Origin of the sequence: Paenibacillus nitricinens, assembly GCF_052056485.1 — a bacterium.
Lineage (GTDB): Bacteria > Bacillota > Bacilli > Paenibacillales > Paenibacillaceae > Paenibacillus_AQ > Paenibacillus_AQ nitricinens.
In genome coordinates this window covers 1566905-1591732 of sequence record NZ_CP183948.1, presented here as the reverse complement: position 1 = coordinate 1591732, position 24828 = coordinate 1566905, and the positions used below count along the sequence as shown (strand labels likewise).

The window sequence follows — 24828 nt, the reverse complement described above, 5'->3', positions numbered from 1 at the left end:
TTGCTCTTCCATTAATTCTATCTTCCTCATATTAATTCGTAATTACCCATTTTTGTCGATCTAGAGTAGGATCAAGTTCGCTTAGAGACAGTGTCGTTCCATCTGCTGATACTTCCAGCGCTTTCTTATGATAAGCAGAAGTAATACTAATGGTACCATCATCATTCTCGTGAAAAATCCAACGCTGATTGTTATATCCAAGATAAGGGTATAACTGAATCTTATTTTGTCCTGTGTCGAGATCCAGCGCCTGACCAGCTGTTGTACGAATGGAATAGGAACCTGCATCATCTCCCGTCGGCACGAATACCCACTTCTGATCCGTAGAATTATTCGTTTCCTTCAAGGTAACCGCTTCACCATTTGCAAGATTTGCTGTGTAGAGAGATTTCTGTAGCTTTGCATTTACTAGACTGGATGTGGTCAAATTGGCAGGTGTTTCTCCGCTCACGTTAACGTTTTGATATGAAACATATCCACCAAATATATGCAGTCCAAAGTGACCTTCTGCAAAAGTGCCATCCTGCAGGTCGATCACTTTCTGCCCGTCCACATAAACCACAATATGCGGGCCCTTGGCTTCGATTTTCACTTTATAGGTTTGACCCGGCTGAATGAACGTAGGTATTTTCGCCAGCATTTGACGCTCTTCAAAACGGCCTTCGATTTTATAAAAGAGACGTACGGACTTCATATTCGGATCCAGATTTAAGTAGTATCCGCTGCGTCCATCTTCGCTGGCACGGAACAACATAGAGCCCGCTCCACCGGATTTACCTAACATCATCTCTGCTTCATAAGTAAAGTCTCCTGCCCGCTTCTCTGCGACATAATTTGCGTCACTCAAGTAACTTCCACGAATTCCATTTTCACTAATGACCCAAGAGGCTGCGGAAAGATCTTTAGTCCATCCACCTAAGTTCGTATGAAATTCACCATCAGTTACCTTAACTAATACGCTTGTTGATGTCTTCCCATTTGGAGTAGAGACAGTAATGATAGACTCGCCTTCTTTTTTACCTACAATGGTTACCTGTAAGTTATCTGCCGCGTTTAGTTCAACTACATCTTTGTTACTGGAATTCCATTTCACCGGCTGTGCACCATTACCTGTACCATTCTCTACCATTGCCAGGAGTGTGTCGCTTTGCCCCTTGCTCAGTTCACGATCATTTGTATCCATCATTATCTTGGTAGCGGAATTAGAGTCCTGATTCCATACAGAGCCTAACCGGTTCACCTTCAGAGATACGACTTTTACGTTGCCCCCTTTGGTGTAAAAGCTTAAAGCCCTGCTGGCTGGATCTGGAAAAATGACATCAGACAAAACAACTTTACCGTTGTTGCCAAAAACCTCAACAGAAGACTCATCTACAAGGATACGCAGCTTAACACGCTTATTCTCCGTTGGCATTGGCGCTTCATGTCTTGTACTAAATAAACTCGAAAAATCCGTCAAACCAGATGCAGACCGATCCACAAAAATCTGACTCTCACTAGGTTTATATCCAACAACCGTTTGCTTACTTCCACTTTCACGAACGTTAAAGCCAAACTCACTCACCTGACTACCTGCAGGAACTTCCACTTCTGCTTCAATCTCGTATGCACCAGAGGTAATGCCTTTCAGTAGGTTCTGAGAAGAAGGAGTCACGACTTTATTAGCTGTAGAATACAGCTGACTACGCAGCGATTGGAGCTCCTTGATCGGACTTTGGGCGAGCTGATTCCCATCTTTAGTCGTTACCAATGTAACTTCTCTCGGGATAGACAGAACGCCTTTCCAGTTGGTCGTTGGAAAAGCAAACGGATAGTCCCAATTTGTCATCCATGCCATCATTACACTGCGATGATCTGGCATGTTCGAAAAAGACATTGATGCGTAGAATTCTTTTCCAAAATCTGTTCGCAATACTTTCCCTGCTGAATTATCATTTACGAATTTACCTTCCGCCGTTAAATGACCCACAAAATATTCAGCATCTGATCCGCCTGTTTTTGAGTTCGCTCCTGTACTAATCATCAGAACCCATTTCTTCTGTGATGTTCCGTCTACCGAAAGTTGAAGCAAATCCGGACATTCCCAAACACCACCGCGAACATAATCCCCGTATCCCCAACTATCTGTCAGGGTCCAATCCAGTAGATTCGTTGAAGTAAAGAAACGAATATGATCTCCACCGGATACAACCATTACCCACCTGTTATTGTCGTTATCACGAATCACTTTCGGATCACGGAAATCCCAACCTCCGGGCTCCCCTCCATTATCGCTTGGATTCTCGATAACAATGGGTCGCGTTTTGGAATATTCCCAAGTACGACCTTGATCCTTGCTGTAAGCAAGACCGATACGCTGATTCCCATTCGGACTATCAGGATTATAGGAAGTGTAATATGCAATTAGCCCCTTACCTCCTGAGTCTCCGAACAAGCCTGATGCATTCGTCAAATCTGCTACAGCCGATCCAGACCAGACATGTCCATGATCATTCCACGGCAGCGCAATCGGAAGCCGCTTCCAGTTCAGCATATCTTTACTGACAGAATGTGCCCATGTGCCTCCGTCCTGATGAAATAGATGATATTCTCCTTCGAAGTAGACCAGTCCATTCGGATCACTGGCAGAACCACGAATTGGCGTATAGTGATACTGAGGACGATATTTTTCATTATAATAACTGCTGGCATCCGTCACATAGGTATCCTGGAAGTAAGCTGTTCCCTGTTTAACAACGATTCCTGCATATCCATCGGTGTAGGTTTTATCTGTTAGATCAATTGCAGCCGGGGTGTACCCGTCTAAGAAGACCTGAATTCTGTTTCCATTTGCCCTTATCTCTACGTGATGTTTTGCTCCGGTCTGACTTGGATAGGTACGCTGTGAACTTCCAATGGTTGTTCCGTTAGCTTTCTCCAAGCTTAAACGGACCTGATTTCCTTCCTTTGTAAGGGTAGCTTCATATCCCTTTGTTCCATCAGCCGTTGAACGAAATGCGAGTGCTGCAACAGAATCAGATTGAAGGGTTATATTTCCTTCATATACAAAATCAGAAGCTTGCCTATTATAAATTTGCTGTGACTTATTCTGGTTTATTCCCCTTCCTTTTTTGCCGCCGATATTAGGCTGCCATTCTCCTTTATTTGTAACCACAGTACCCAGATTTCCTTTCAGATCACTTACGATAATATTTTGGAACAAAGCAGAACCATCCCATACATTGAGTCCTAGCTTACCCGTACGATACGTTTGATCCTGAACCTCAATCACAGGTTTATATTTATTGTCCCAATATACTTTCAGCGATGAACCCTCAGCTGTGACCTTAAGATGATAGATCTCTCCTTCCTTCACAGTAATCTTTCGCTCCTCTTTTAATTTCCCTTCAGTACCACTTGCGTCTCGTAAGCGGATTATACCTGCATTCGGTACGATTTGGAGCATATAGGAATTCCAACCCTCTTCATTAGAACGGAAAAGCAAGGTCGCATCAGCATTCATATCCTTGATCATGACATCTGCTTCATAAATAAAATCCTCTGACACCGTTTCGGAGATGGCCATTACATTTTCTTTTGGTTCCGAAGTCAGTGAAATCCCTTCAGGCGTATCCACCAGCTGCCCTTTTCCTTTTATTTGCCAACCTGTTAAGTTCGTGTTTGTTTTGGTTACGCTTTCAAAAATAGGAGCAGCCCAACCCGTACCGGGATTTGCAACATAAAGGCCCGCTGAAGTCATAACAAGTCCTGTGGCCATGAGAAAGCATAATACAATTTTTCCTTTATTCCTCATCTTCTTCACCCTCTTTTTAAAAAAAAGAAGGAGGCCAATTCATCACTGCACTGACCTCCTCTATATATTCTTTTACAATGGAGCAGAAATCTGACTTTCCAGTGCTGTGAGTCCAAGAGCCAGAGCGCCGCATAATCCCGCCTGTTGGCCTAGACCTGGTGGAACGATATAATCATCTATGTGTTCCAAAATCGTACTTGAGCTAACATAGCCGTTCAGGTTCTGAAGCACAGCCTGCCGGATAAGTGGAAACAATTGTGACTGCTGCATAACACCGCCACCCAGAATGATTTTCTGAGGAGAGTTAAGCAATATAGCACCCGTAATCGACTGTGCAATATAAAATGCTTCCATTTCCCATGCAAGGTGATCCATAGGAAGTTCATGCCCCTTCTTCCCCCATCTTGCTTCGATAGCAGGACCTGCCGCCATCCCTTCTAGGCAATCCCCATGATAGGGACATCCCCCCGGGAATACATCGTCAGGATGACGGCTCGTAAGAACATGCCCCCCCTCGGGATGCACAAGACCATGAATAAGCTTGCCTTCGGAATACACACCGACACCAACACCCGTGCCAACTGTATAGTACAAACAACTGGACAGCCCTTGGGCAGCGCCCCATTTAGCTTCACCGAATGCCGCTGCATTCACATCCGTGTCCCATCCAAAGGGAACCGAGAAGCTTTGCTGCAAAGTACCCAGCATATCGTAATTTCCCCACCCTGGCTTCGGTGTTGTTGTAACATAACCATATGTCGGGCTATCTGGATGTATATCGATCGGACCAAATGATCCAATTCCGATAGCTTCTACTTGCTTGCCTTGAAAATATTGAATAACTTTGGGCAACGTCACCTCAGGATGTTCTGTTGGGAAACTAAGCTGATCTTCAATTTTCCCATTTTCATTCCCAATGCCACATATAAACTTCGTCCCGCCAGCTTCAATCGCTCCTATACGCATATTCATGACTCCTCTCGGTGACTAATTCTTGTCTTGCCCAGCAGAGGGAGTAAGCTCATAGATATCCAGGGAAATCAGCAAGTCATTCTCATTTTCTGCAAACACAGCTATACCTTTAGATTCTAGTCCAGGGAATATAAGATCCGTAATCACTGCCTGACCTCTATTACTGAACGCCTCAACTGAAGAGCGATCCACAAAAATACGGAGATCATTTGACTCATCAATCGCTTCGAGTTTGGCTGAATGATGTCCTACGAAATGTTCGTGGAAATCATGCTGACCTGAAGCCATCCGATCTACATAAAGCTCCTCGGTCTCACCGTTAATACCGATCACCGTTTGACTATCCGCACCTACTCTTACTTTGAAGCCTACAGATTTACCCTGAGTGAACTCAGCTATAATCTCATAAGATTCCAAGTGAATCTCCTTAAGAAGAGTATTGATTTCTTGTACCGTTGCCTCTTTCATAGAAAGGACTTGTACACGAGCAGATTCTAGCTCCCGTACCGGCTTCTGCACAAGAAAGATCTCCCCTTGTCTTGATTCGAGTTGAAGTTCTCTTGCCATCGTCATCGCGCCGCGGGATTGTTCTGCCGGCGTCTTGTTAGCATACATCCAGTTGCTCATCCAGCCGATAAATAGTCGTCTTCCATCCTCAGCCGGTATATCAGACCAGCTTACACCTGCATAATTATCTCTTCCATAATCAATCCAGCGAACTTTTAGCGAATCTTCATCTGGCGTGAACACTTCTCCATCAAAATCCCCTGTGAAATACTGCGTTCTTGACCCTTCCACAAAAGCGGGATCCGCACCGATGCTCACAAGCATCACCCATTTCGTGTTCGAATGATCGCCAGCAATAGCAAGCGGGAACAAGTCTGGGCATTCCCATACCCCATCATGAGAACCGATTCCTTCACCAAATTCGCTGGCATATGTCCAGTTCATTAGATCAGGAGAATGATATAGACATACCGTTTGACCACAAGCTACAATCATCACCCATTTATTAGTATCTTTATGCCAAAATACTTTTGGGTCACGGAAATCAATAAATGTATCATGTTCAAGTACCGGATTTCCTTCATATTTCGTCCAGGTTCTTCCGTTATCTTTACTGTAGGCCAAGCTTTGACGCTGAATGGCTGGCTTGCCTTCTGGCATATCCAAATGATGCGTAAAAATCGCTACCAAACCTGGTTTACCTTCAAAAAATCCAGTCGTATTATTCCAGTCAACTACAGCACTGCCGGAAAAAATCATCCCCAATTCATCAGGAGCGAGAGCGATAGGCAGCTCCTCCCAGGTAACCAGATCCTTACTAACCGCATGGCCCCAGTGCATAGCCCCCATGGTCATTCCACCCGGATGATGCTGAAAGAACAAATGATATTCACCCTCAAAATAAACCATTCCGTTTGGATCGTTCATCCACTTTTCCTTAGGGGAAAAATGATACACACCTCGGTAATTTTGTTTCGCAATCGTAGACATTATTGTTTTCTCCTTTACTCCTGTAATCAGATCTTAGTTCTAAGACCCTCTCTTTTTATATAGATGAAGGTCGTGTATAGCAGTGTAACTGCATGGAACACGGCCTTCACCGCACATTATTTATAGTTTATTATTTGCTTGCTCTGTCATAGCCGCCTTGTTTAATTTCAAGCCATTCTTGCAAGCCCAGACGGTCCAATTCTTTCAGGTATTCATCCCACTGCGCTTCAACTTTACCGTTTTGGTACCATTCAGTACGCATTCTAAGCACGTAAGCAAAAAGATCCGTTTCAATTGTCGTAAGACGATCAAGCTCTTGAATGGAATGGAATACACTCGGCATTACGTTTTCTGCTTTCATTTTTGGCGCCATAATGTTCTTGATAATATCCATTCTGCCTTTGGCATCATCCGGCATGGTTGTGTATTTCCCATAATAGGAATCAAGAATAGCTAATGGTCCACCGACACTTGTTTTCTCACGTAGCTCTACAGGAGCTGCACCCTCCAGTGGCAAATGTTTCAGCATATCTTTTTCTTTATCAAATTCAAAGATGTTTTGCTGTTTATCGTCTCCATACGTTCCCCAGTTGTTCTGTACAGATTGAATCGGATCGAAGAGTTGATCCACCCATTTCGCTGTCGTTTCCAAGTTCTTATTGGCGCTTGTAACAACCATCTTCCCTCTTCCCAAACCAAGCGCGTTCGTTCTTGTTACGTTAACTTCGCCATCAGGTCCAGCAAGTGGAGGCATAACTTCGTAGGTGCCATTATCTCCGGTGATGTTGGCCTTATCCCATGAGAAGTACAGTCCGTATTTCTGATCCTTCCCTTTAGCAAGATAAGTACTCCAGTCCTGTGTATAGGCTTCAATATCAATGAGTCCTTCTTTATACAGCTCGTTAATAAAAGAAACTGCTTCCTTGTAGTCTTCTTGTGCCGCCGTAAATATCACTTTCCCATCATTGCTCACAACCGCATGGTCAGGGTTCTCCCCCAATCCAAACGAAGCAAATAGGAATGCCAGATCTTCTGCTCCCGGCTTGTTAATAAAGGACAACGGAATTTCGTCAGCCTTACCGTTGCCGTTTGGATCTTTTGTCTTGAATGCAATTAATACTTCCTTTAATTCTTCTGTTGTTGTAGGCATATCAAGGCCAAGCTTCTTAAGCCATTCCACATTGATCCAAGGCATACTATCTACTGCCTGGATTCTTTCTTTACCGCTACCCAGCTCTTCAATCCATGGAAAGGCATAAATATTACCGTCTGGTGCTGTAATCATACTCTTATATTCCGGTGCTTCTTCCAGCACCTTTTTGAAGTTTGGCATATTATTCTCGATGAGATCGTTCAGCGGGACGATGGCACCATCCTTAGCCAATTTAAGCAGCTCATAGTCACTGTAATCTGCATTAAAAATAGCATCAGGTAGATCACCACTGGCCACAGCCAAGTTTCTTTTTTCAACAAATACGTCTTTCGTGAAATTCTTCCAATTAATATGAACATTCGTCTTTTCTTCAAGACGTTTATTAATCAGTTTTTCATTGGGATCAGTTGGTGCAAGTGGAGAGCTTTGCGTAATAAAGTTCAAAGTTACTTTACCGCTGGCGTCCTGTTCTTTACTAGCTGCACTTCCCCCTCCTCCTCCACCGCATGCACTAAGGAACATAAGCGAAGCAAGTACAGTTACAGAAGCTGCTTTCGTCGAAACTCTTGATTTCTTAATTCTTTTCATAGGGTATGACCTCCAAATTAGATAGGAATGAATTAATCTTTATCTATGTGCAGCCTGTTTCCTACTTAAGGGAACCGACCATAACACCTTTTTCAAAGTACTTCTGGAAGAACGGATACATAACAATGAGTGGCAAACTGGAAACAACAATGGCAGCATACTTGATGATTTCAGACAATCGCTTCATTTCCGCCATGGCGAGTTGGTCGCTGATCATGCCCGGATCTACCTGATTCTGGATCAAGATGGAACGTAGCACGAGTTGCAGTGGATGAAGATTCGGATTATCTAAATAGATCATAGCGTCAAAGTAGGAATTCCACTGGCCAACAAATGCATAAAGAGCGAGTACAAAAACAATCGGTTTGGAGAGCGGTAATACGACACTGAAGAAAATCCGCATCTCCGAAGCCCCGTCTACATTAGCGGCTTCCTTCATTTCATTCGGAACGCCTTTGAAGAAAGTTCTAGAGAGAATGATGTTCCAAACATTGACTGCCCCTGGAATGATCACCGCCCATACTGTATCAAGCAGACCAAGGTTCTTAACGAGCAGATATGTAGGTATAAGCCCGCCCCCAAAGAACATGGTGATAATAAACAAGGTCATGAAGAACCCTTTTCCTTTGAGCCTTTCATCGGACAGTGCGTAACCCGCACAGATTGAGACGAGAACGGTAATCATAGCAAATGAAACAGAGTATAAAACAGAGTTTCCAAAACCTCGGATCATGGCCGGATTAGAAAGAATTTTTTTATACCCTTCTAATGACCAGTCCGAAAGATTGAATGATAATCCTTTACTGAGCAGCACAGATGGATCCATAAAAGAAGCAATCACTACATAAATCAAAGGAAGTACGATGATAAGTACGGCCAGTGTCAGGAAGATCGCGTTCAGCACGACGATAAAGCGATCTAATCCGGAATGTTTAATAGGCATAGCTTGTTGCTCCTTTCTTAGTAAAGACCTTCACCCTCATTCAGTTTCTTCACGGTGAAGTTAACTGTGAGGAGCAAGACGATGTTGATGATAGAGTTAAACAATCCTACTGCGGCTGAATAGGCATAATCGCCCGACTGCAAACCAATTTTATAAACGTAAGTCGGAATGATTTCTGAGGTTGGCAAGTTCATCGCCGTTTGCATGAGGTAGGCTTTTTCGAAGCCAATTGACATAATCCCACCAGCAGCAAGGATAAATACAATAGCCATAATTGGACGAATGGTTGGCAGATCGATATGGCGTATTCTTTGTAGAAGATTAGCGCCGTCAAGATTGGCTGCATTATGTAACTCAGGATCGACATTAGCAAGCGCTGCTACATAAATAATGGATGCCCAACCGGCTCCGGTCCAAATATCGGATAAAATGTAGATCGAACGGAAATACTCAGGACGAGACATGAACATAATTGGTTCACCTGTAAGCCAGGTGAAAAACTGGTTAATCGGTCCCGTTGGGGACAAGAAGATAAACAACATCCCGACCACGACAACAACAGAAATAAAGTTCGGTGCATACAAGAACAATTGAATGTTCTTTTTGACGCCTGCACGGCGAATTTGATTCAACATCAAGGCAAGCAGGATCGGAATTGGAAAACTCAGAATTAATCCGAAGAAACTTAATTTAAGCGTATTCATAAAGATTACTTCGAAATTGGGGGAAGAAAGGAATTTCTCGAAGTTGTACAAACCTACCCATTCACTTCCCATGATTCCTTTGATTGGGCTGAAATCTTTAAAGGCGATAATCGCACCATACATAGGACCGTACTTAAAAATAAGGGTCAGAATCACAGCTGGTGCGAGCAAAATATAAAGAAAGTAGTGCTTCTTTAGATAATCCATGAAGGAACTCTTATGTCTCGTCACCGTTATTCCGTGTTCGGCTTCTATTGGGTTATGCAATGCCTTTACCTCCGTTCTTATCAATGTTTACATCTTGATGCAGTAAGGGCTTTCAATCTCTCTTATGTCCTGCTGCTTTTACAATTTACCAAACACTTAATCGTTCGTCAATACATTTTGTAAAAATATTTATGTGCATATGACAAATTATTTTGTACATAAATGGCGTATATATTTTTACATAATTACAAATACAGCCAATTTAAATAAGATTTCAACCTTTATTCTCACAAAAATCGAAATAAAATAAAAACCATACTAATTAAATGCACACTTATGACCAAATATAATGTAAAGTAAATTGTGCATTTGTAAAAATCATGTTGCTATTTCAGGCAAACTAATATACATTAAAGAGAGTTGAAATAACGACAAATAGTACAGTATTTGCGGCGAATATTAAGAACATGAATATAGAGGTGAATTACATAGATGGCTCGGGAAAAAGTAACCATACAAGACATCGCAGACGCTTTAGGAATCTCCAGAAATACAGCTTCCAAAGCGTTAAATGGAACGAACGGTATACCTGATGAAACCAGAAACAAGGTCATAAAGAAAGCGATAGAGTTAAAATATAAACAATTTGCATTTATGGACTCCGAAAGTACTCTATCAAGAAACTCTGGAAACATCGCTTTATTAACAGAAAACTTACCTAACACTTCCCACTTTGGATCGAAACTGATCAGCGGCATGGAAAAAAGAATCAGTGCAGAAGGATATAATTTATCCATGCACATTATAAGAGATATTGATCAAGAGTCCCTGTCTCTTCCAAATAATTTTGATGTCTCCAATGTAGACGGAATTATTTGTATTGAGTTGTTTAATTCGGAATATAGTAAGCTGATTACAAGTCTAGGTATTCCAACTATTTTCATCGACTGCTCTGCAGATGTCTGTTACCCTGAATTCCAAGCAGATGTGCTTCTCATGGAGAACGAACACAGCACATACCAACTTACCAAAAAGTTAATTGAGGGCGGTTACAAATCACTGGGGTTCATCGGGGACTATAATCACTGTAGGAGTTTTAATGAAAGATGGGTGGGCTTTAATCGCGCACTGATAGAATCCGGGATTCAGCTTGATCTCACACAATGCATTCTCGATGACGATCGACTATTTTTCTCAAGTCCAGAGTGGGCAGATACTAGACTAAGTCAAATCAATGAGCTCCCTTCTGCTTTCGTGTGTGCTAACGATTATATTGCGGTTACCTTTATGAAGTCACTCAAAAATGTGCTTTCCATTCCTAACGACATCGTCATTTGTGGCTTTGATAACGGTCCTGAATCAAGCATTGTAGAACCCCATCTTACTACGGTTCATATTTATAGTAATGAGATGGGCGTCAAAGCAGCCGAAATGCTACTTTCCCGAATTAATGATCCGAAGCAACCCTATCAGGTTTCTCATATTTATACCAAACTCATCATAAGAGACTCTACACCTAATATCAGTTGATGAATTCATAATTCAGAGCTGAAATAACACCCATGAAAATGAAGCAAAGAACCCAAGCGATTAAGAATTCAATTGCTTGGGTTCTTTTATGGAAGGATAATATTCTTCATAAGAAAGAACAATATGCTTTCGTTTTAGCGGACAATGTTCTATGATCGCCTTACGTTTCGCTTTTAGAACAATTTGTTCAATATCAGCAAAACTGCAACCGGAAAGACGCTCGCAGGCCTCCTCCATCAACCCAGCTTCTCTTTCAAAATCATTGATTAACAGTTCAACATATTGACGCCTACTTGATTCATCAGGGTTAGAATAAATCATTTTTGTATCAAACCTTCTCCAAATAGCTCTATCCAGTTCATTTTCCAGGTTAGTCGCTGCTACAAAAATGCTATTATCACCAAAATCATCGAGACATTGCAGCAGTGTATTCACCGCACGAGCCATTTCTTTAACCTCGTCATTACTCTCCCGTGTTCTTGCAATGGCATCAAACTCATCCAGGAAAAGAACACAAGGAGATGCTTTGGCATACTCAAATATTTTTCGGATATTACTTCCAGTCTCACCCAAATGGCTGTGAATAATTGCATCTAGTCGAACTAGGATAAGTGGAAGCTCCAGCATTTGAGCCATATAAAATGCCGTAAGTGTTTTCCCTGTGCCCGGTGGACCATACATAACCACTTTATTTGGAATTGGAACTCGATGCTCTTCAAATATTCTCCTCATTCCTAAAATTGTAATGAATTCTTCGACAATCTTTCGATTCATATCGGGCAGAACGAGATGTCTAACCTTTTTGGCACATTCTTTGGGTGTATAATAGGTGCCCATATCGATTCCTTTTGCTCTGGGTAGACGTTGATTGGTGCTGCTTTTATTCATTAATTATTGAAGCTCCTTTAACAAATTATTTACTCAACTCGATTATGGCTAACAATTATTCGTAATTATTACGATTTAAAACATCATACTTTCTTTTTATTTATAATGTCAACCTTTAGCACAAAAAGAGCCTTTATAGTGCCAAGGCTCTTTTGCGATATATCTATTAGATCGTCCATTGCTGAAATCCTGCAGCAAGAGTGGCTGCGGCTCCTGTCTTTCATATCTTACGATTTTCTAATCCGTATCGGCTCTATCTCTTCAGCTATAAAAATCTTAACAAAAAAGCAACTCCCCTGTTGGCAAGTTGCTTTTTAAATACTTTGTTGAGAATCTCTACATTTTTGTCCTTCCCGATTGTGCCAATGGAGATCAGATCCTCCATATCTTCTCAGGTATTATCGAATTCTCAGAGGTTCTAGACGCGAACCGATTTAAACAAAGAGGAAATCCTTATTCGTTCCCCATCGTGCTGATGTCGATGACAAACCGGTAACGGACATCTGAAGCAAGTACACGCTCCCAGGCTTCATCAATCCGGTCAGCAGAAATGACCTCGATTTCAGATGCAATATTATGTTCAGCGCAGAAATCAAGCATTTCCTGCGTTTCACGGATTCCGCCAATCATCGATCCGGCAAACGAACGGCGGTGGCCGATCAACGAAAACACGTTAACTGCTAATGGATCAGCGGGTGCACCGACATTGACTAATGTGCCGTCCAGCGCCAGAAGCGAAAGATAGGCATCGATATTAATCTGCGCGCTTACTGTATTCACGATAAGATCGAATGAACCGGCAAGCTGCTTAAATGTCTCCGGATTACTTGTGGCATAATAATGATCCGCCCCTAATTTCAATCCATCTTCCTTCTTCTTCAATGACTGTGATAAAACAGTAACCTCTGCCCCCATGGCATGAGCGATCTTCACAGCCATGTGTCCAAGTCCGCCAAGACCCACCACAGCTACTTTTTTGCCAGGAGCAGCTCCCCAATGACGTAGTGGTGAATAGGTGGTGATTCCTGCACACAGAAGCGGCGCAGCGGCGTCAAGCGGAATACTGTCAGGGATCCGAACCACAAAATCCTCGGTTACGACAATATGGGTGGAATATCCGCCTTGCGTATACTGCCCGTACCGGTCGATAGCTCCATAGGTGCCCGTATTTCCACTCAGGCAATACTGCTCCTCACCTTTATGGCAATTACTGCACTCTCCACAGGAGTCAACCATACAACCTACTCCTACCCGGTCGCCTACTGAGTACTTTGTGACTCCAGAACCGATCTGGCTGACAATTCCGGCGATCTCATGTCCCGGAACGAGTGGATAGTTGACCGGCCCCCACTCCCCGCGGGCAGTATGAATATCCGAGTGGCAGATGCCAGCGTATTTAATCTCAATAAGAACATCGTGCGGCTGCAGATCTCGGCGTTCGATTGTGGTTAGCTTGAATGGACCTTCCTGACTGAATGTAGCGCGTGCATTAACTTTTATCATAGTGAAACCTCTCTTCTAGATAATATTAAAATCTATAACCTCAGCTTTACAAAACATATGTTATTACTTAAAGTTAACTCTAAGTCAAGCATAAAATAATATATTTGAGATTGGAGATAGATGATGAAAACATACTCCATAAGTGAAGTTGCGGAATCCTTTAACATGACACCACATACCCTGCGATACTATGACAAGGAAGGACTTTTCCCTTCTATAGAAAGAACCTCCGGCGGTAAACGTATATTTAAACAATCCGATATGGACGCTTTAAAAGTAATTGAATGCCTGAAGTCATCCGGGATGCCAATTAAAGAAATAAAACATTTCATTGAGTGGTGCTCAGAGGGAGATTCCACCTTACAGCAAAGATATGACATGTTCTTGGAGCGGAAAGCTTCCGTAGAAGCACAGATGGAAGAATTAAAAAAAACGATGGAAGTCATAGAACATAAATGCTTCTACTACAAGTCCGCCTTGGATAGCGGTACAGAAGATGTTCATAAAAATAATAAAATAAAAAGTTCATCCGCTGCTCATTAGAAATGGACCTTCAAATTACAGTAAAGGCGGGGCAGATTGATCTGCCCCGCCTTTACTGTAATTCATAAACTTTTTAATTGGTACGCCTTTTTGCCAGAAGTTTCTCCGTAAAATTCACATTAAAAAAATGAACAATAGGTCCCAGACCCAATGCGGATACCAGAGTTCCTAAGCCTATAATGCCTCCTGCCAGGAAGCAAACCAAAGCACAAAGAGAATCCGTAAACATCCGGTGCCAAAAATAAGATACTTTCGGGAAGTTATCCCTCATAATGAGGGACAGGCTGTCGTAGGGAGCTACGCCTACCTCCGATGACTGATACAGCGATACCCCAAAACTGCATACCACTACACCAATCGCTACGATGACCACCTGCTGCCATATCAATTGAGGTTCGCCGAACAGAGATAGCCAAGTACTATGAAAGAAAGTAGCTATGTAACCTAGAAGAATTGCGTTCACGAAAGTCCCGGCGCCAATAAACTTTCGTCCTGTTATGAATTCGATTACAAACAATACCAGATTCAATAAGATCAGAAAATTCGCAAATGTCATACCTGTGTTTTCTGCAAGTGCCATAACCATACCGCTGAAGGGATCATTCCCCATGCCGGACAGCTTAAAAATACTGATTCCCATGCCCAGAAATACATTGCCGATAACCATAATAATCAATCGTTTTTTATCGACGTTATGAAAATATCCTCTCATATTGTCCATCCTATTTTCATATTAAAATGCACCATACAACAACGACGTCATTATATCATATTTCCTATGATTTGACGGTTATCTTTATGGATGCTATTCAATGTTTTGCATGAGCAGATCGGTCAAAACTGAACACTATTTTGAAAGGAATTGAAAAAAATAAAAGCAACCCGTCCGCAGACAAGTCGCCTTTTAATACTTTAATGTTAACGGACCTACCTAATAAAATTTAAGCAACGCTTCGCCTAATAAAACTCAAGATACAGCTTCATAAATGCCCTTTTTTCTATTCTTGAAACATAACTTCGTAACTATCTTACAACATTATCAAGTCCAACCCTTCCAGTGACTGTCCTACTGTTTCTTTTGGAACAACCGACCCATACTTGGATCCTAATAACTAGCCCGCAGATAATATAATCCCGTTTCTGCATCATACACTTCACCTGCGTATTTAAAAGAGTTGGAGATTCCTTCTATCTGGCCAGTGATGTTCCCCCATTCATCATAACTATATTCATTTACAGTTTTTGCGCTAGTGTCTACATTCATTACCATATCACCATGACCATTATATAAGTAATATTGATCTTTATTGGCCGTCTTGTCCTTTTTCACGAGTACTCGATCCCCGCGCACAAACGTGGATTGTTGGATGACACTGTTGTCACACGGCTTCAGAAGTTATTCATTGACGCTGCATTTCGCAGTTACTCTAAGTACAGAATCCCAAAATCACAGCTTCTATGAAATTCTGGTTTGTCCGAATGAACTCTGCTCCATGTTCCAAAATGCGGATAGGTCGTATCGTCTCCGCACTTGTAAAAGTTTCCTCTTATCCTTTTTCCCGGCACTGCCCGAAAGTCTGGAAAATAAGATTGTACCCAAGTCCATGAGATCGAAAAGCTTAATTCCCAATACACTTCTCCTTTATCATTGATTTGATCGGTGGTGGTTAGGACGTGGAAAAGTGCCGGATTAATAGTGATTGGGAAGCGATCATACCGATCCGCTCCTATCTGCAAGAGAATTGTGCCATTCGCATTAAATTCGAAATTCATATAGCGTTGGTCCGAATCCGGAGTAGGCTGAAAAAAGAACTCGATGCAGCTATCCTTATACACGGGATCATTCATGTTTCTATATGTTCGTATTGGATTCTTTTCGTAAACCTTAAACTGAAGCTTCAGATCCTCCTGACTGTAATTTAATCTTGCTGTAACGACCGGGTAATACCCTTTAAGCCATTGATATTGCTTGATGATCTGGACTTCTTCTGTATCTGAAACATCCGTCTGATTTGTCAGACGGGAAATTACTAAGGTTTCCAATTTTCTTTCCATGCTTCATTCCCTTCTGTTCGGAATCCCACTGGGGTTAACAAACCAAAATAACCCCATAAATTAACTTGATTATTTAGATCCGAGATTTCGCACGGCCGTCTACCATTACCTGTATTGGCGGATGAAGGAGACCTCCCTCTCCTCTGTATCCCATTCGGGCGCATCCCCTACTTTTCCCTCGCCCAACGACACCGTAAACACACATCCATTGGATCGATCGGCTGATATCTGATGCCGTCCTTCACATGGGTGGGGACGATATAGCCCTTCAGCAGGTGTACACCTTGCACCGGGTCATCCCCTGTTACCATAACCATGTCAGTCCACCCTTATTTCGCACAAGGTAACGTAATTCCTTCATGGATCGCCCGATCGGCCAGGAGTGCGACCTCCATCGCCCGGTAGGCATCCTCCATTGCCGGTATAGCGGGCAAGTTGTTCTCCAGCATGGACAGGAAATAGTCCAGTTGGGCACCCGTAGGCTTCACGGAGAAGTCCATATTGATCTGCCGGACCGTTCCTTTCCGATGGTCTTCGACCTCGACCAGATTTCCCAGATGCTGATCCTCTCGCGGTCGATCGTTCTTGTAGATGATGCGGATCCGGCCTGCGGGTCCGATGAATTCCTTCCGGTTATCAGTCGGAAGCCCCTTGCCCCACCCCGTCTCAAAGTAGCCGATGGAGCCGTCCGACAAACGGAGGGTCATGAGCCCATAATTGTAAGTGTACGGCGGGACTTCTTCATAAAGACGCTGCCCGATCCCGTTGACGCTTATCACGTCCGCCCCTGTAGCCCAACGCATCACATCGATATAATGGACGCCGCAATCTACGATCGGCGAGACGTCTCGAAGCAGGGACAAGTGGGAAGCCCAATTTTTGGAGGGCTTCAATTGGGATAACCGGATGACCAAGGGGAAGCCGATGGCGCCCTCCCGGATCATCTTCATTACCGCCTGGTACGTGGTGTTATGGCGAAGGATGTGACCGATCAGCACCTTGGTTTTGGCTCCACCGGCCAGCTTCATGAATTCCTGCGTTTCCCGTGCATTGCCCGCCATAGGCTTCTCGCATAGGATATGCTTCCCTGCAGCGAGACAATCTTTTGCGATCTCCAGATGGGAGGACGGGTACGTGGCGATAATGACCAGATCCACATCGTCACGCTCGATCAATGTCCGGTAATCCGTGCTCCAACACTTGGCTCCGTATTGGCTTGCCACTAAGGAGGCCCTGTCCCGGTTCCAATCCGCCACGCCGATCAACCGGACCCGCTCCTGTTGTGATATCGCGTCCAAGTGGAGAGAGCCCATATAACCACAGCCTATCACGACCGCCCCGTACCTTTTCATGATGCATCCATCCTATCCTTCTCACTCGCGGAGGTTATTTTGTGTTGATCCAAGCTCCTTGTCGGGAGAAGCCGAAGTCTCCCTACAGCATCTAATCTTCTTGGGTGGGCATTAATGACTTACCATTCTTCATGCATATCCTTCTCTTACATTTGTATAATACCGGATTACTACAGAATAGCTTTCGCCTTGTTATGATACCTTGTTACCTTTATTATATAAGAATGATGGATAGTTTTATTTAGCTAAGAAAGTTACTTTTTGCACGATTCCGGTATTCCATCTAATTCTATGTAAGGGATCTATCCTGCTATTTCCCACCCTTCCAACACCCGGTCCGCAAGCGATTCCTCTTCCAGGAGTGGACTCCCTCCATCCATTAAACGCAGTTCCAGACGGTCGCGCCTCGCTTGTTCCCGATAAGGAGGCTAAAAGATTTTGAGCTGCTCTATGTGTGCCACGGCCTATTGTACGTTGCGATGGAGGAGCGAACCTACACGGTGTTACCCGGGAGCTTATCGTTCTGCCTTCCGGCGTCTACCACGAATGCAACGGAGGCTGATCCGAACACCAAACTGATCGGGATCCATTTTGACTTCGCTTTTTGGAATGTGTCTATTGGATTAGTGACGGCGAATCGAATTGACATTTCTTCAACAACTCTATTTTCTTCCATTGATCCTGCATTGATTTCTATCTCAATTATGCAAGAGCCATCAACGAAAACAAAATAACTTTCAGGATTATTGCCTTGTGACATATCTTTTGGAGTGTAGACCTTAACAAATGGGAACGAAGCAATTAAAGAGCTAACCTCAGACTTATGACGGCTGTGACTCCCCTACGAACTCCTTTACCTTTGATGCAAAAGAATCCCAGCTTGTATCATATCCCCATTAAATCAATCACTTCATAAATTTTCAATACCATTCCCACCTTGCTTTATTCAAGAGTTAAGAAAGGATCCTTCAATTCTCACCACTCACCCATATTTCGTAACATTCTTTTTACTCATAATTCGGCAATCAATTTATACTATCCTACCAGTTCGTATTTTAAGGTCAACCAGTTCTTTCTGTTTGATCCTTTTTCCATTGTTTAGGAAATTATACAGTGCAAAGAAATGTGGCTAACTCCGATGAAAGAAGTAGAAGGAATGACTGTGTAAATCAGGAGACATATGTACGGAAGGAATCTCGAGCCTGTGTTCATCTGCTCCCTTAAGTTGTTTTAACAATAGGAGGAAAAATGAATAAAAATAAAATAAAAATCTTGATAGGATTTATAACTTTCATAATTGTTTATACAGCTGGAATCCTTCTTTTTCAGGTTCTATCTTATGGAGGATATTTTTTCATTGAAATGAATTCATACATGATGACTCTTTATACTTTTTTATTTGGGGTTGCCTGCCTGCTATTTATAGCGCTTTGGATTAAAACTGAAAGTAAAATAATAATAATTATAAATACAAGTTTTGCTATTGCTATGCTCTTATTCACCCCAGCTATTACAAACATTTACTATACAGCAACAGAAGATATTCAAATATTGTTCCATTCAAATTTCAAAGATGAAATCCAAGCGATAGAGACAAGTATTAAAGAGCAACATCTTCCATCTTCCATTTTCCATCTACAAAAAAGAGAGTCTCCAAAATTCAAAATATTATAACTATCTTTCCATCCTAGTTGTTAAAACCCCAGACAGTAAGCTAACTTCTGAGGAGATACGATCATTCATTGGTAAAATGCCCAAAAGCAAAATGTCGATATATTTTAGTGACAAAATAGATGGACTCGTAGTAATTATCAAAACTGATGAAAACAATAACATAACAGATTGTAGATCGGAAGAAACTTGTAGAAATCTTCAAATAAAATAAAATAACTTTCCTAAATTATACAATTAAATTTTCGGGTGGTCGCCCTAAATCTCCGCCACCTCTGGTTCACTACCTTCCGGGCTGGACTTTGCCTGCTGGCCCTTCGAGTTTCTCTCTCACGAAAGCACCCTGCCCATCCGTCAATCTTCGATTGACGGATGTCTACTTCAGCTACGGTACTTTAAAGAGTAAAGTTACCGGGTGGATTTGAATCACCTAGATGGTTGCAACTATGAGACGCATCAAAAAAGCAACTCCCCTGAAGGTAAGTTGCTTTTAAACGCTCTATTCTGTATCTCTACTTATTCTCTGAATTATTGTCTGAACCTCATCGCTTCGCCTTATAAAACTCATGATACAGTTTCATGAGCGCTCTCTTCTCTATTCGTGAAACATAGCTCCGTGAGATTCCCAACTCCTTGGAAATCTCCCGCTGCGTCCGTTCTTCCCCACCCGTATCTAAGCCAAACCGCCCAACGACACCTTCTTTTTCCCGATCATCCAGAATATCAAGATTGCGATATATCTTGCTCTTCTCGATCTTCAGATCGACCTCTTTAATGACATCATCCGCTTCTGAGCCAAGGATATCGATAAGTGTATTTTCATTACCTTCCTTGTCTGTCCCAATTGGATCGTGCAGTGATACATCTTTACGAGTCTTCTTCAAGGATCTTAGGTGCATTAGGATTTCGTTTTCAATACAACGGGCAGCAAATGTGGCTAGCTTTGTTCCTTTGTTTGGACGATAGCTCTCAATAGCTTTAATCAGGCCGATTATGCCGATGGAGATCAGATCCTCCATGTCTTCTCCGATATTATCGAATTTTTTGAGGTGGTTTCAATATGATAGCCACCGTTTTTCACACGTAGAGCAATACATTCAATATTTAGCCGAACATCTGCTAGCCCCACATAAAACACAATAATTTCAAAGCCTTATTCCTTTGCATCCCTCATCTGCCTTATAACGTTACCACCCGCTAAAGTGGTTTCCACAATGAAATCCCACTTAATCCAGATATACTACCTGGCTATTCTTGTTAATCTCGGGTGGGGCTACATATGCCGCTCCTAATTTCCTATTGAAGTAACGGGCAGTTTAATACAATTCCAAAAAAAGGAATGGATTACTTTCCCACGAATATTTAATGTGAAATATCCAATCTTTGGAGGAATGAAATGACTACGATGCTGTCTATTCGGAAATTTAAAAATTATATTTCGGGAGTTGTTTAGATGAGAATAATAAAAATGATTGACAACTACAATGAGATGTGTAACACGACAAAAATTCAGGGTAAATTTAACGCTTATAAGTGTTATACTGAAAAATATCCAGATTTATATGACGGTATTTTTAAGTATTTTTATATGACTGATATTAGCAATTTGCAATCAATGATAGAACAGTGTGACTTTAATTCTTGTCTTGCGAAAGCGAAAGAAAATATAAATAACGGTATTGTTGATAAGATTGTCAATACAGTGAATAAAACCATTAAATTGTTGAATTATAATGGCGATTTTGATTTATACATTGGGCTTGACCTAGGTATGCACGGAGGCGTTGCGCTTCCGGTTAATCACGGAAGCCCCTATGCTTACATTGGAATTGACCGAAATATAAGTGAATCAAACGTCGAGTCATTGATTCCGCATGAACTAAATCATATGGTGCGCGGTGCTATTTTACAAAACATAGATATGTTTGACTTCACCGAACGGGTAATAACGGAAGGTTTGGGCACTTATTGTCCTGTCGCTTTCAGATACGGCAGTTGTGATTTTGACTTAACTATTGAGATAGTGGCGGAAGTAATGGGATTGCCAATAAATAAAACAATGGAACTCATGAATAATAAGAATTCTTTAGAAAAGGCGGTTGTAAATGAATTTGGGACACCCTTGACCGCAGAGAAAATGAGTCAGTTTTTTATGTGGAGTGGTGATGATGCTACCGAATATCCTTTAAGCGGATATTTCATTGGTATGTATATAATTCACGATTTAATCACCAAGGGGTACACAATCTGTGAATTAACTGCAATGTCATCACAGGTTATTTATCAAAATTATACAAAATAAGCGTTATACTTATTCACCTTTGTTCCCAAAAGTTTAATAATTTTATACATTCTGCGCCAGGAAAACTTGTCCACGTCAATGGCCATGAAATGTATGTTTTTTTGGAAGGGACTGGAGGAAAGACACTTGTGTTTATCGCCAAGCGGAACATGTTGCCACACTCTCGACATCAAGCCATTGTGGTCATTGTTGACAAAAAGACATAGGATAGTCGTAATCGAAAAGGTAACTCAGCTAGGTGAAGTTACACTAACGGGACACGATAGTTCGATAAATTAAACCGTTGTATACACAAAAATAGCCCCCGAAGCCATATCGTCACTATCAACGGTCAGCAATCTGGGGTTTCGTCATTGTAATACCTTAAAAATTGCTTCAACGACTCTATCAGCTTGGAACAGCTTTACAATGAAATCTCTAGCGCCTGACGTAATTGCGTCGATAACCATTTTTTGTTGTCCCATCGCCGAACACATTACTACTTTAGCGGTTTCTTTTTTACGTCCTTCTACGTATAGCGCTTTTTGTTCTTTTTCATATGCCTGCGCTTTTGCTGTCTCTCTAAACCCTACTTCTTACATAATTCTTTTGAACTATACGTCTAAATTCCGACAACAAAAAAACAGCTAATGGTATGTCAAGCATAAGGTTTTGGATATCTCTGAAATTTGTTATACTGTTGAAGATATAACAAATAAACCTCCACTTTATGGAGGTTTATGGATAATACTTAAACTAAAGAGTGTAGAGTTGCCCTTTCTTAAGCATAGCGTACACGTGATGGAGTAACTTGTTGGCGCAAGCGATCACGGCTACTTTATGGGGCTTCCCTTCACTCTTTTTCCTATCGTAATACTCCCTGTGACGAGGGTTTAATTCTCCTCGTAATCCGCATTTTACAGCTAAATGCATCGCTCGTCGTAGTCGTTTGGAGCCTCGTTTCGTGATCTTGTTCTGAGTAGCCATAAACTTCCCTGAACTGAAGACACTTGGATCGATTCAGGCGTATGCCACCAGTTGTTTGGGATGCTGAAACTGTGAAGCATCCCCAATTTCAGAAACAATAGCCGTGGCCAACTTTGTTCCGACCCCAAGGATGGACTCCAGAAGCTGAACTTCGGCCAGTGTCTCTGACAGCTCCAGGATCACTTTTTCGAGTGCTGCAAGTTGCTTTTGAAATTCACGAATAAGAGTCAGCAGATTTCGTAGTGCCATCTCCAGACCATAAGGAACACCCTGCACGGGATTATCCACGATTGCGCTCTGTAGCGCTTCTACCTTGCGGCTCTTCCAAGCTTCAGAACGTGAAGCCTGTGGTAGCTGCTTTCACCATGCCCATCCAAGCTTCTGGAGTCTGAGCTTTCCCCCCTCCCGAAGTGAGATAAGCTTCTAGTAAATTCAAGGACGTTTTAGAATATAAGTCTTTAAACACACCCTCGTAACTTGGAAAGATCTGATCTACAAATGTACGCATATTCAGTTTAGCTTGAACGTACAAGCTTGTGATAAATTCATGCTCTCGGGTTAAGAACTGTAAGTCCACCAAGGCTTCTTTTCGTCCAGGATGGACAGACCAGTTCTCTTCCTGATAGTACAGATCCCCTAAATGCCAGGCATCTGATACGTCCGTTTTGACTTTACGCAAACTGGTTCTTCTTGCTCTTTGTGCTTGCAGTGGATTGACGAGAATGACTTCATACCCAGCCTGTTGCAAATAGAGCACCAGTGCACGATGATAATGCCCGGTGGGTTCTAAAATAACGGCTGGCTTATGAGTCGTCTTCTGCTCTATTTCCTCTAAGAGTTGTTTTAGCTTTTCGAACCCTTTAGGGGTATGCAGAATTTCTTGGTCGCGTCCATAAGGATGATTCCGCTTAATAAATGCTTGGGCAACAGATTTCCTTTGGCTACATCCATGCCAATAACAGGTTTCATTTTCTCCTCCTCATTCGAATTCGCCGGTATTCCCACAATGGATCCTACTCCACAGCTTCGCGTGTGATACGAGGTCAATGCCTCAACCAGCTCAAACATGGTAGAAGGGGGCAGTGGAAGAACTGTTTTTAGTGCGGGATATATCCCCAGAGGCTGTCACGTTCTCCCTGCTACCTCCATCGTAAAGCGGTTATTAAAAAAGGCCAACCAGTAATCTCTGGTTGACCTAATAATACGAAGAGTCTGTCTACAGACAGACTCGATATTCTCACCGCTTCACCTTATAAAACTCATGATACAACTTCATGAGCGCTCTCTTCTCTATCCGCGAAACATAACTCCGCGAGATCCCCAGCTCCTTGGCAATCTCCCGCTGCGTCCGCTCTTCCCCACCCGTATCCAATCCAAACCGCCCAACGACAACTTCTTTTTCCCTATCATCCAGTATATCAAGGTTGCGATATATCTTGCTCTTCTCGATCTTAAGATCCACTTCTTTAATGACATCATCGGCTTCCGAACCTAGAATATCAATCAGGGTAATTTCATTACCTTCCTTGTCTGTCCCAATCGGATCGTGCAAGGATACATCTTTACGGGTCTTCTTCAAGGATCTTAGGTGCATCAGAATTTCGTTTTCGATACAACGAGCCGCAAAAGTGGCCAGTTTGGTGCCTTTGTTCGGGCGGTAGCTTTCGATGGCTTTAATCAGGCCAATGGTGCCGATGGAGATTAGATCCTCCATGTCCTCTCCGGTGTTATCGAATTTTTTTACTATATGGGCGACAAGTCTCAAATTGTGCTCGATAAGCAAATTCCGGGCTTTAGCATCCCCTTCAGCCATCATGCCTAAGTATTTGCTTTCCTCCTGCTCCGAGAGCGGCTGTGGAAATGCGTTGTTCCTTACGTAAGATACCAGCAACGTCAGTTCTTTGATTAGCAACGCGATCGTACTTAAGAATCCAGGCAACTTGGCGACACCTCCCGCACTTGTACAATGAAACCGATCTGTTAGCCTTACGGGTTCATGGTCATCTTATTGTATGTGGGTAGATGCCTAGAAGTGCATGTACGTGGGAAATTGTACAGCCCATGTTCACTCTCTCAGCTTTAGCTTCATTAATAATCTCATCCACCTTCTGTTGAATTAAATCCAGTTTCTCCGTAGAACCGTGCTTTACGAAAGCCGTTA

At 42.4% G+C, this 24828-nt stretch carries 20 protein-coding genes and 4 pseudogenes; 5 read left to right on the top strand and 19 right to left on the bottom strand.

From position 1 onward, the window contains the following. Nucleotides 1-31 precede the first annotated feature (31 nt). The 6 genes from ACN6KS_RS07170 to ACN6KS_RS07145 form a co-directional block, all read right to left on the bottom strand. A complete protein-coding gene (locus ACN6KS_RS07170) occupies nucleotides 32-3793 on the bottom strand; it encodes a GH32 C-terminal domain-containing protein (protein WP_440961672.1) in 3762 nt (1253 codons plus the stop codon). Between the two features lie 72 nt (nucleotides 3794-3865). Then, nucleotides 3866-4759 (bottom strand): ROK family protein, encoded by an 894-nt coding sequence (locus ACN6KS_RS07165; RefSeq protein ID WP_440961671.1) that lies wholly within the window; start codon nucleotides 4757-4759, stop codon nucleotides 3866-3868. Nucleotides 4760-4780: 21 nt separating this feature from the next. Then, entirely contained in the window at nucleotides 4781-6262 is a 1482-nt protein-coding gene (locus ACN6KS_RS07160) for a glycoside hydrolase family 32 protein (RefSeq protein WP_440961670.1), read from the bottom strand. A 130-nt stretch (nucleotides 6263-6392) separates the two neighbouring features. After that, complete coding sequence (locus tag ACN6KS_RS07155) at nucleotides 6393-8003, bottom strand: ABC transporter substrate-binding protein (protein WP_440961669.1); 1611 nt, start codon at nucleotides 8001-8003, stop codon at nucleotides 6393-6395. A gap of 61 nt (nucleotides 8004-8064) precedes the next feature. After that, a complete protein-coding gene (locus ACN6KS_RS07150) occupies nucleotides 8065-8946 on the bottom strand; it encodes a carbohydrate ABC transporter permease (protein ID WP_094872201.1) in 882 nt (293 codons plus the stop codon). Nucleotides 8947-8963: 17 nt separating this feature from the next. Further along, a complete protein-coding gene (locus tag ACN6KS_RS07145) occupies nucleotides 8964-9857 on the bottom strand; it encodes an ABC transporter permease (protein WP_094872200.1) in 894 nt (297 codons plus the stop codon). 492 nt (nucleotides 9858-10349) lie between these two features. Between ACN6KS_RS07145 and ACN6KS_RS07140 the strand changes: the two genes are divergently transcribed. Beyond that, nucleotides 10350-11387: a LacI family DNA-binding transcriptional regulator gene (locus ACN6KS_RS07140; protein ID WP_094872198.1), complete on the top strand. Its 1038-nt coding sequence runs from the start codon at nucleotides 10350-10352 to the stop codon at nucleotides 11385-11387. A gap of 60 nt (nucleotides 11388-11447) precedes the next feature. Here ACN6KS_RS07140 and ACN6KS_RS07135 read toward each other — a convergent pair whose 3' ends face one another. Further along, nucleotides 11448-12275, bottom strand: coding sequence for an AAA family ATPase (locus tag ACN6KS_RS07135; RefSeq protein ID WP_440961668.1), 828 nt, complete (start codon nucleotides 12273-12275; stop codon nucleotides 11448-11450). A 453-nt stretch (nucleotides 12276-12728) separates the two neighbouring features. Continuing rightward, entirely contained in the window at nucleotides 12729-13778 is a 1050-nt protein-coding gene (locus tag ACN6KS_RS07130) for an NAD(P)-dependent alcohol dehydrogenase (RefSeq protein WP_341134044.1), read from the bottom strand. 123 nt (nucleotides 13779-13901) lie between these two features. Between ACN6KS_RS07130 and ACN6KS_RS07125 the strand changes: the two genes are divergently transcribed. Next, nucleotides 13902-14321: a MerR family transcriptional regulator gene (locus ACN6KS_RS07125; protein WP_280787531.1), complete on the top strand. Its 420-nt coding sequence runs from the start codon at nucleotides 13902-13904 to the stop codon at nucleotides 14319-14321. A 73-nt stretch (nucleotides 14322-14394) separates the two neighbouring features. On the opposite strand, the gene ACN6KS_RS07120 is transcribed toward ACN6KS_RS07125, so the two are convergent. The 5 genes and pseudogenes from ACN6KS_RS07120 to ACN6KS_RS07100 all read right to left on the bottom strand — a co-directional run bounded on the left by ACN6KS_RS07120 (nucleotide 14395) and on the right by ACN6KS_RS07100 (nucleotide 17689). Next, nucleotides 14395-15033 (bottom strand): YczE/YyaS/YitT family protein, encoded by a 639-nt coding sequence (locus ACN6KS_RS07120; protein WP_094872192.1) that lies wholly within the window; start codon nucleotides 15031-15033, stop codon nucleotides 14395-14397. A gap of 393 nt (nucleotides 15034-15426) precedes the next feature. Beyond that, complete coding sequence (locus tag ACN6KS_RS07115) at nucleotides 15427-15651, bottom strand: hypothetical protein (protein WP_179281669.1); 225 nt, start codon at nucleotides 15649-15651, stop codon at nucleotides 15427-15429. 92 nt (nucleotides 15652-15743) lie between these two features. Then, nucleotides 15744-16376 (bottom strand): carbohydrate-binding family 9-like protein, encoded by a 633-nt coding sequence (locus ACN6KS_RS07110; protein ID WP_440961667.1) that lies wholly within the window; start codon nucleotides 16374-16376, stop codon nucleotides 15744-15746. Between the two features lie 200 nt (nucleotides 16377-16576). After that, nucleotides 16577-16696, bottom strand: a pseudogene (locus ACN6KS_RS07105) (sugar phosphate isomerase/epimerase); the annotation flags it as partial. Nucleotides 16697-16705: 9 nt separating this feature from the next. Further along, nucleotides 16706-17689: a Gfo/Idh/MocA family protein gene (locus tag ACN6KS_RS07100; protein ID WP_256989923.1), complete on the bottom strand. Its 984-nt coding sequence runs from the start codon at nucleotides 17687-17689 to the stop codon at nucleotides 16706-16708. A 539-nt stretch (nucleotides 17690-18228) separates the two neighbouring features. Between ACN6KS_RS07100 and ACN6KS_RS07095 the strand changes: the two genes are divergently transcribed. Next, entirely contained in the window at nucleotides 18229-18462 is a 234-nt protein-coding gene (locus ACN6KS_RS07095; RefSeq protein WP_440961666.1) for a hypothetical protein, read from the top strand. 514 nt (nucleotides 18463-18976) lie between these two features. Then, nucleotides 18977-19402: a hypothetical protein gene (locus ACN6KS_RS07090; protein WP_440961665.1), complete on the top strand. Its 426-nt coding sequence runs from the start codon at nucleotides 18977-18979 to the stop codon at nucleotides 19400-19402. Nucleotides 19403-19941: 539 nt separating this feature from the next. Here the strand turns inward: ACN6KS_RS07090 and sigK (ACN6KS_RS07085) are convergent. Beyond that, nucleotides 19942-20448 (bottom strand): annotated as a pseudogene (gene sigK / locus ACN6KS_RS07085) (RNA polymerase sporulation sigma factor SigK); the annotation flags it as partial. A gap of 404 nt (nucleotides 20449-20852) precedes the next feature. Here sigK (ACN6KS_RS07085) and ACN6KS_RS07080 point away from each other — a divergent pair. Next, complete coding sequence (locus ACN6KS_RS07080; protein ID WP_440961664.1) at nucleotides 20853-21701, top strand: DUF2268 domain-containing putative Zn-dependent protease; 849 nt, start codon at nucleotides 20853-20855, stop codon at nucleotides 21699-21701. A 350-nt stretch (nucleotides 21702-22051) separates the two neighbouring features. Here the strand turns inward: ACN6KS_RS07080 and ACN6KS_RS07075 are convergent. The 5 genes and pseudogenes from ACN6KS_RS07075 to sigK (ACN6KS_RS07055) form a co-directional block, all read right to left on the bottom strand. Continuing rightward, nucleotides 22052-22192, bottom strand: a pseudogene (locus ACN6KS_RS07075) (two-component system response regulator); the annotation flags it as partial. Nucleotides 22193-22436: 244 nt separating this feature from the next. After that, nucleotides 22437-22916 (bottom strand): annotated as a pseudogene (locus ACN6KS_RS07070) (transposase). A gap of 82 nt (nucleotides 22917-22998) precedes the next feature. Further along, entirely contained in the window at nucleotides 22999-23493 is a 495-nt protein-coding gene (locus ACN6KS_RS07065) for an IS110 family transposase (protein WP_440962375.1), read from the bottom strand. A 17-nt stretch (nucleotides 23494-23510) separates the two neighbouring features. Then, complete coding sequence (locus tag ACN6KS_RS07060) at nucleotides 23511-23636, bottom strand: hypothetical protein (RefSeq protein ID WP_440961663.1); 126 nt, start codon at nucleotides 23634-23636, stop codon at nucleotides 23511-23513. A 268-nt stretch (nucleotides 23637-23904) separates the two neighbouring features. Further along, on the bottom strand, nucleotides 23905-24606 hold the full coding sequence (sigK, locus tag ACN6KS_RS07055) for an RNA polymerase sporulation sigma factor SigK (RefSeq protein ID WP_094871184.1): 702 nt from the start codon (nucleotides 24604-24606) through the stop codon (nucleotides 23905-23907). Nucleotides 24607-24828: the final 222 nt, after the last annotated feature.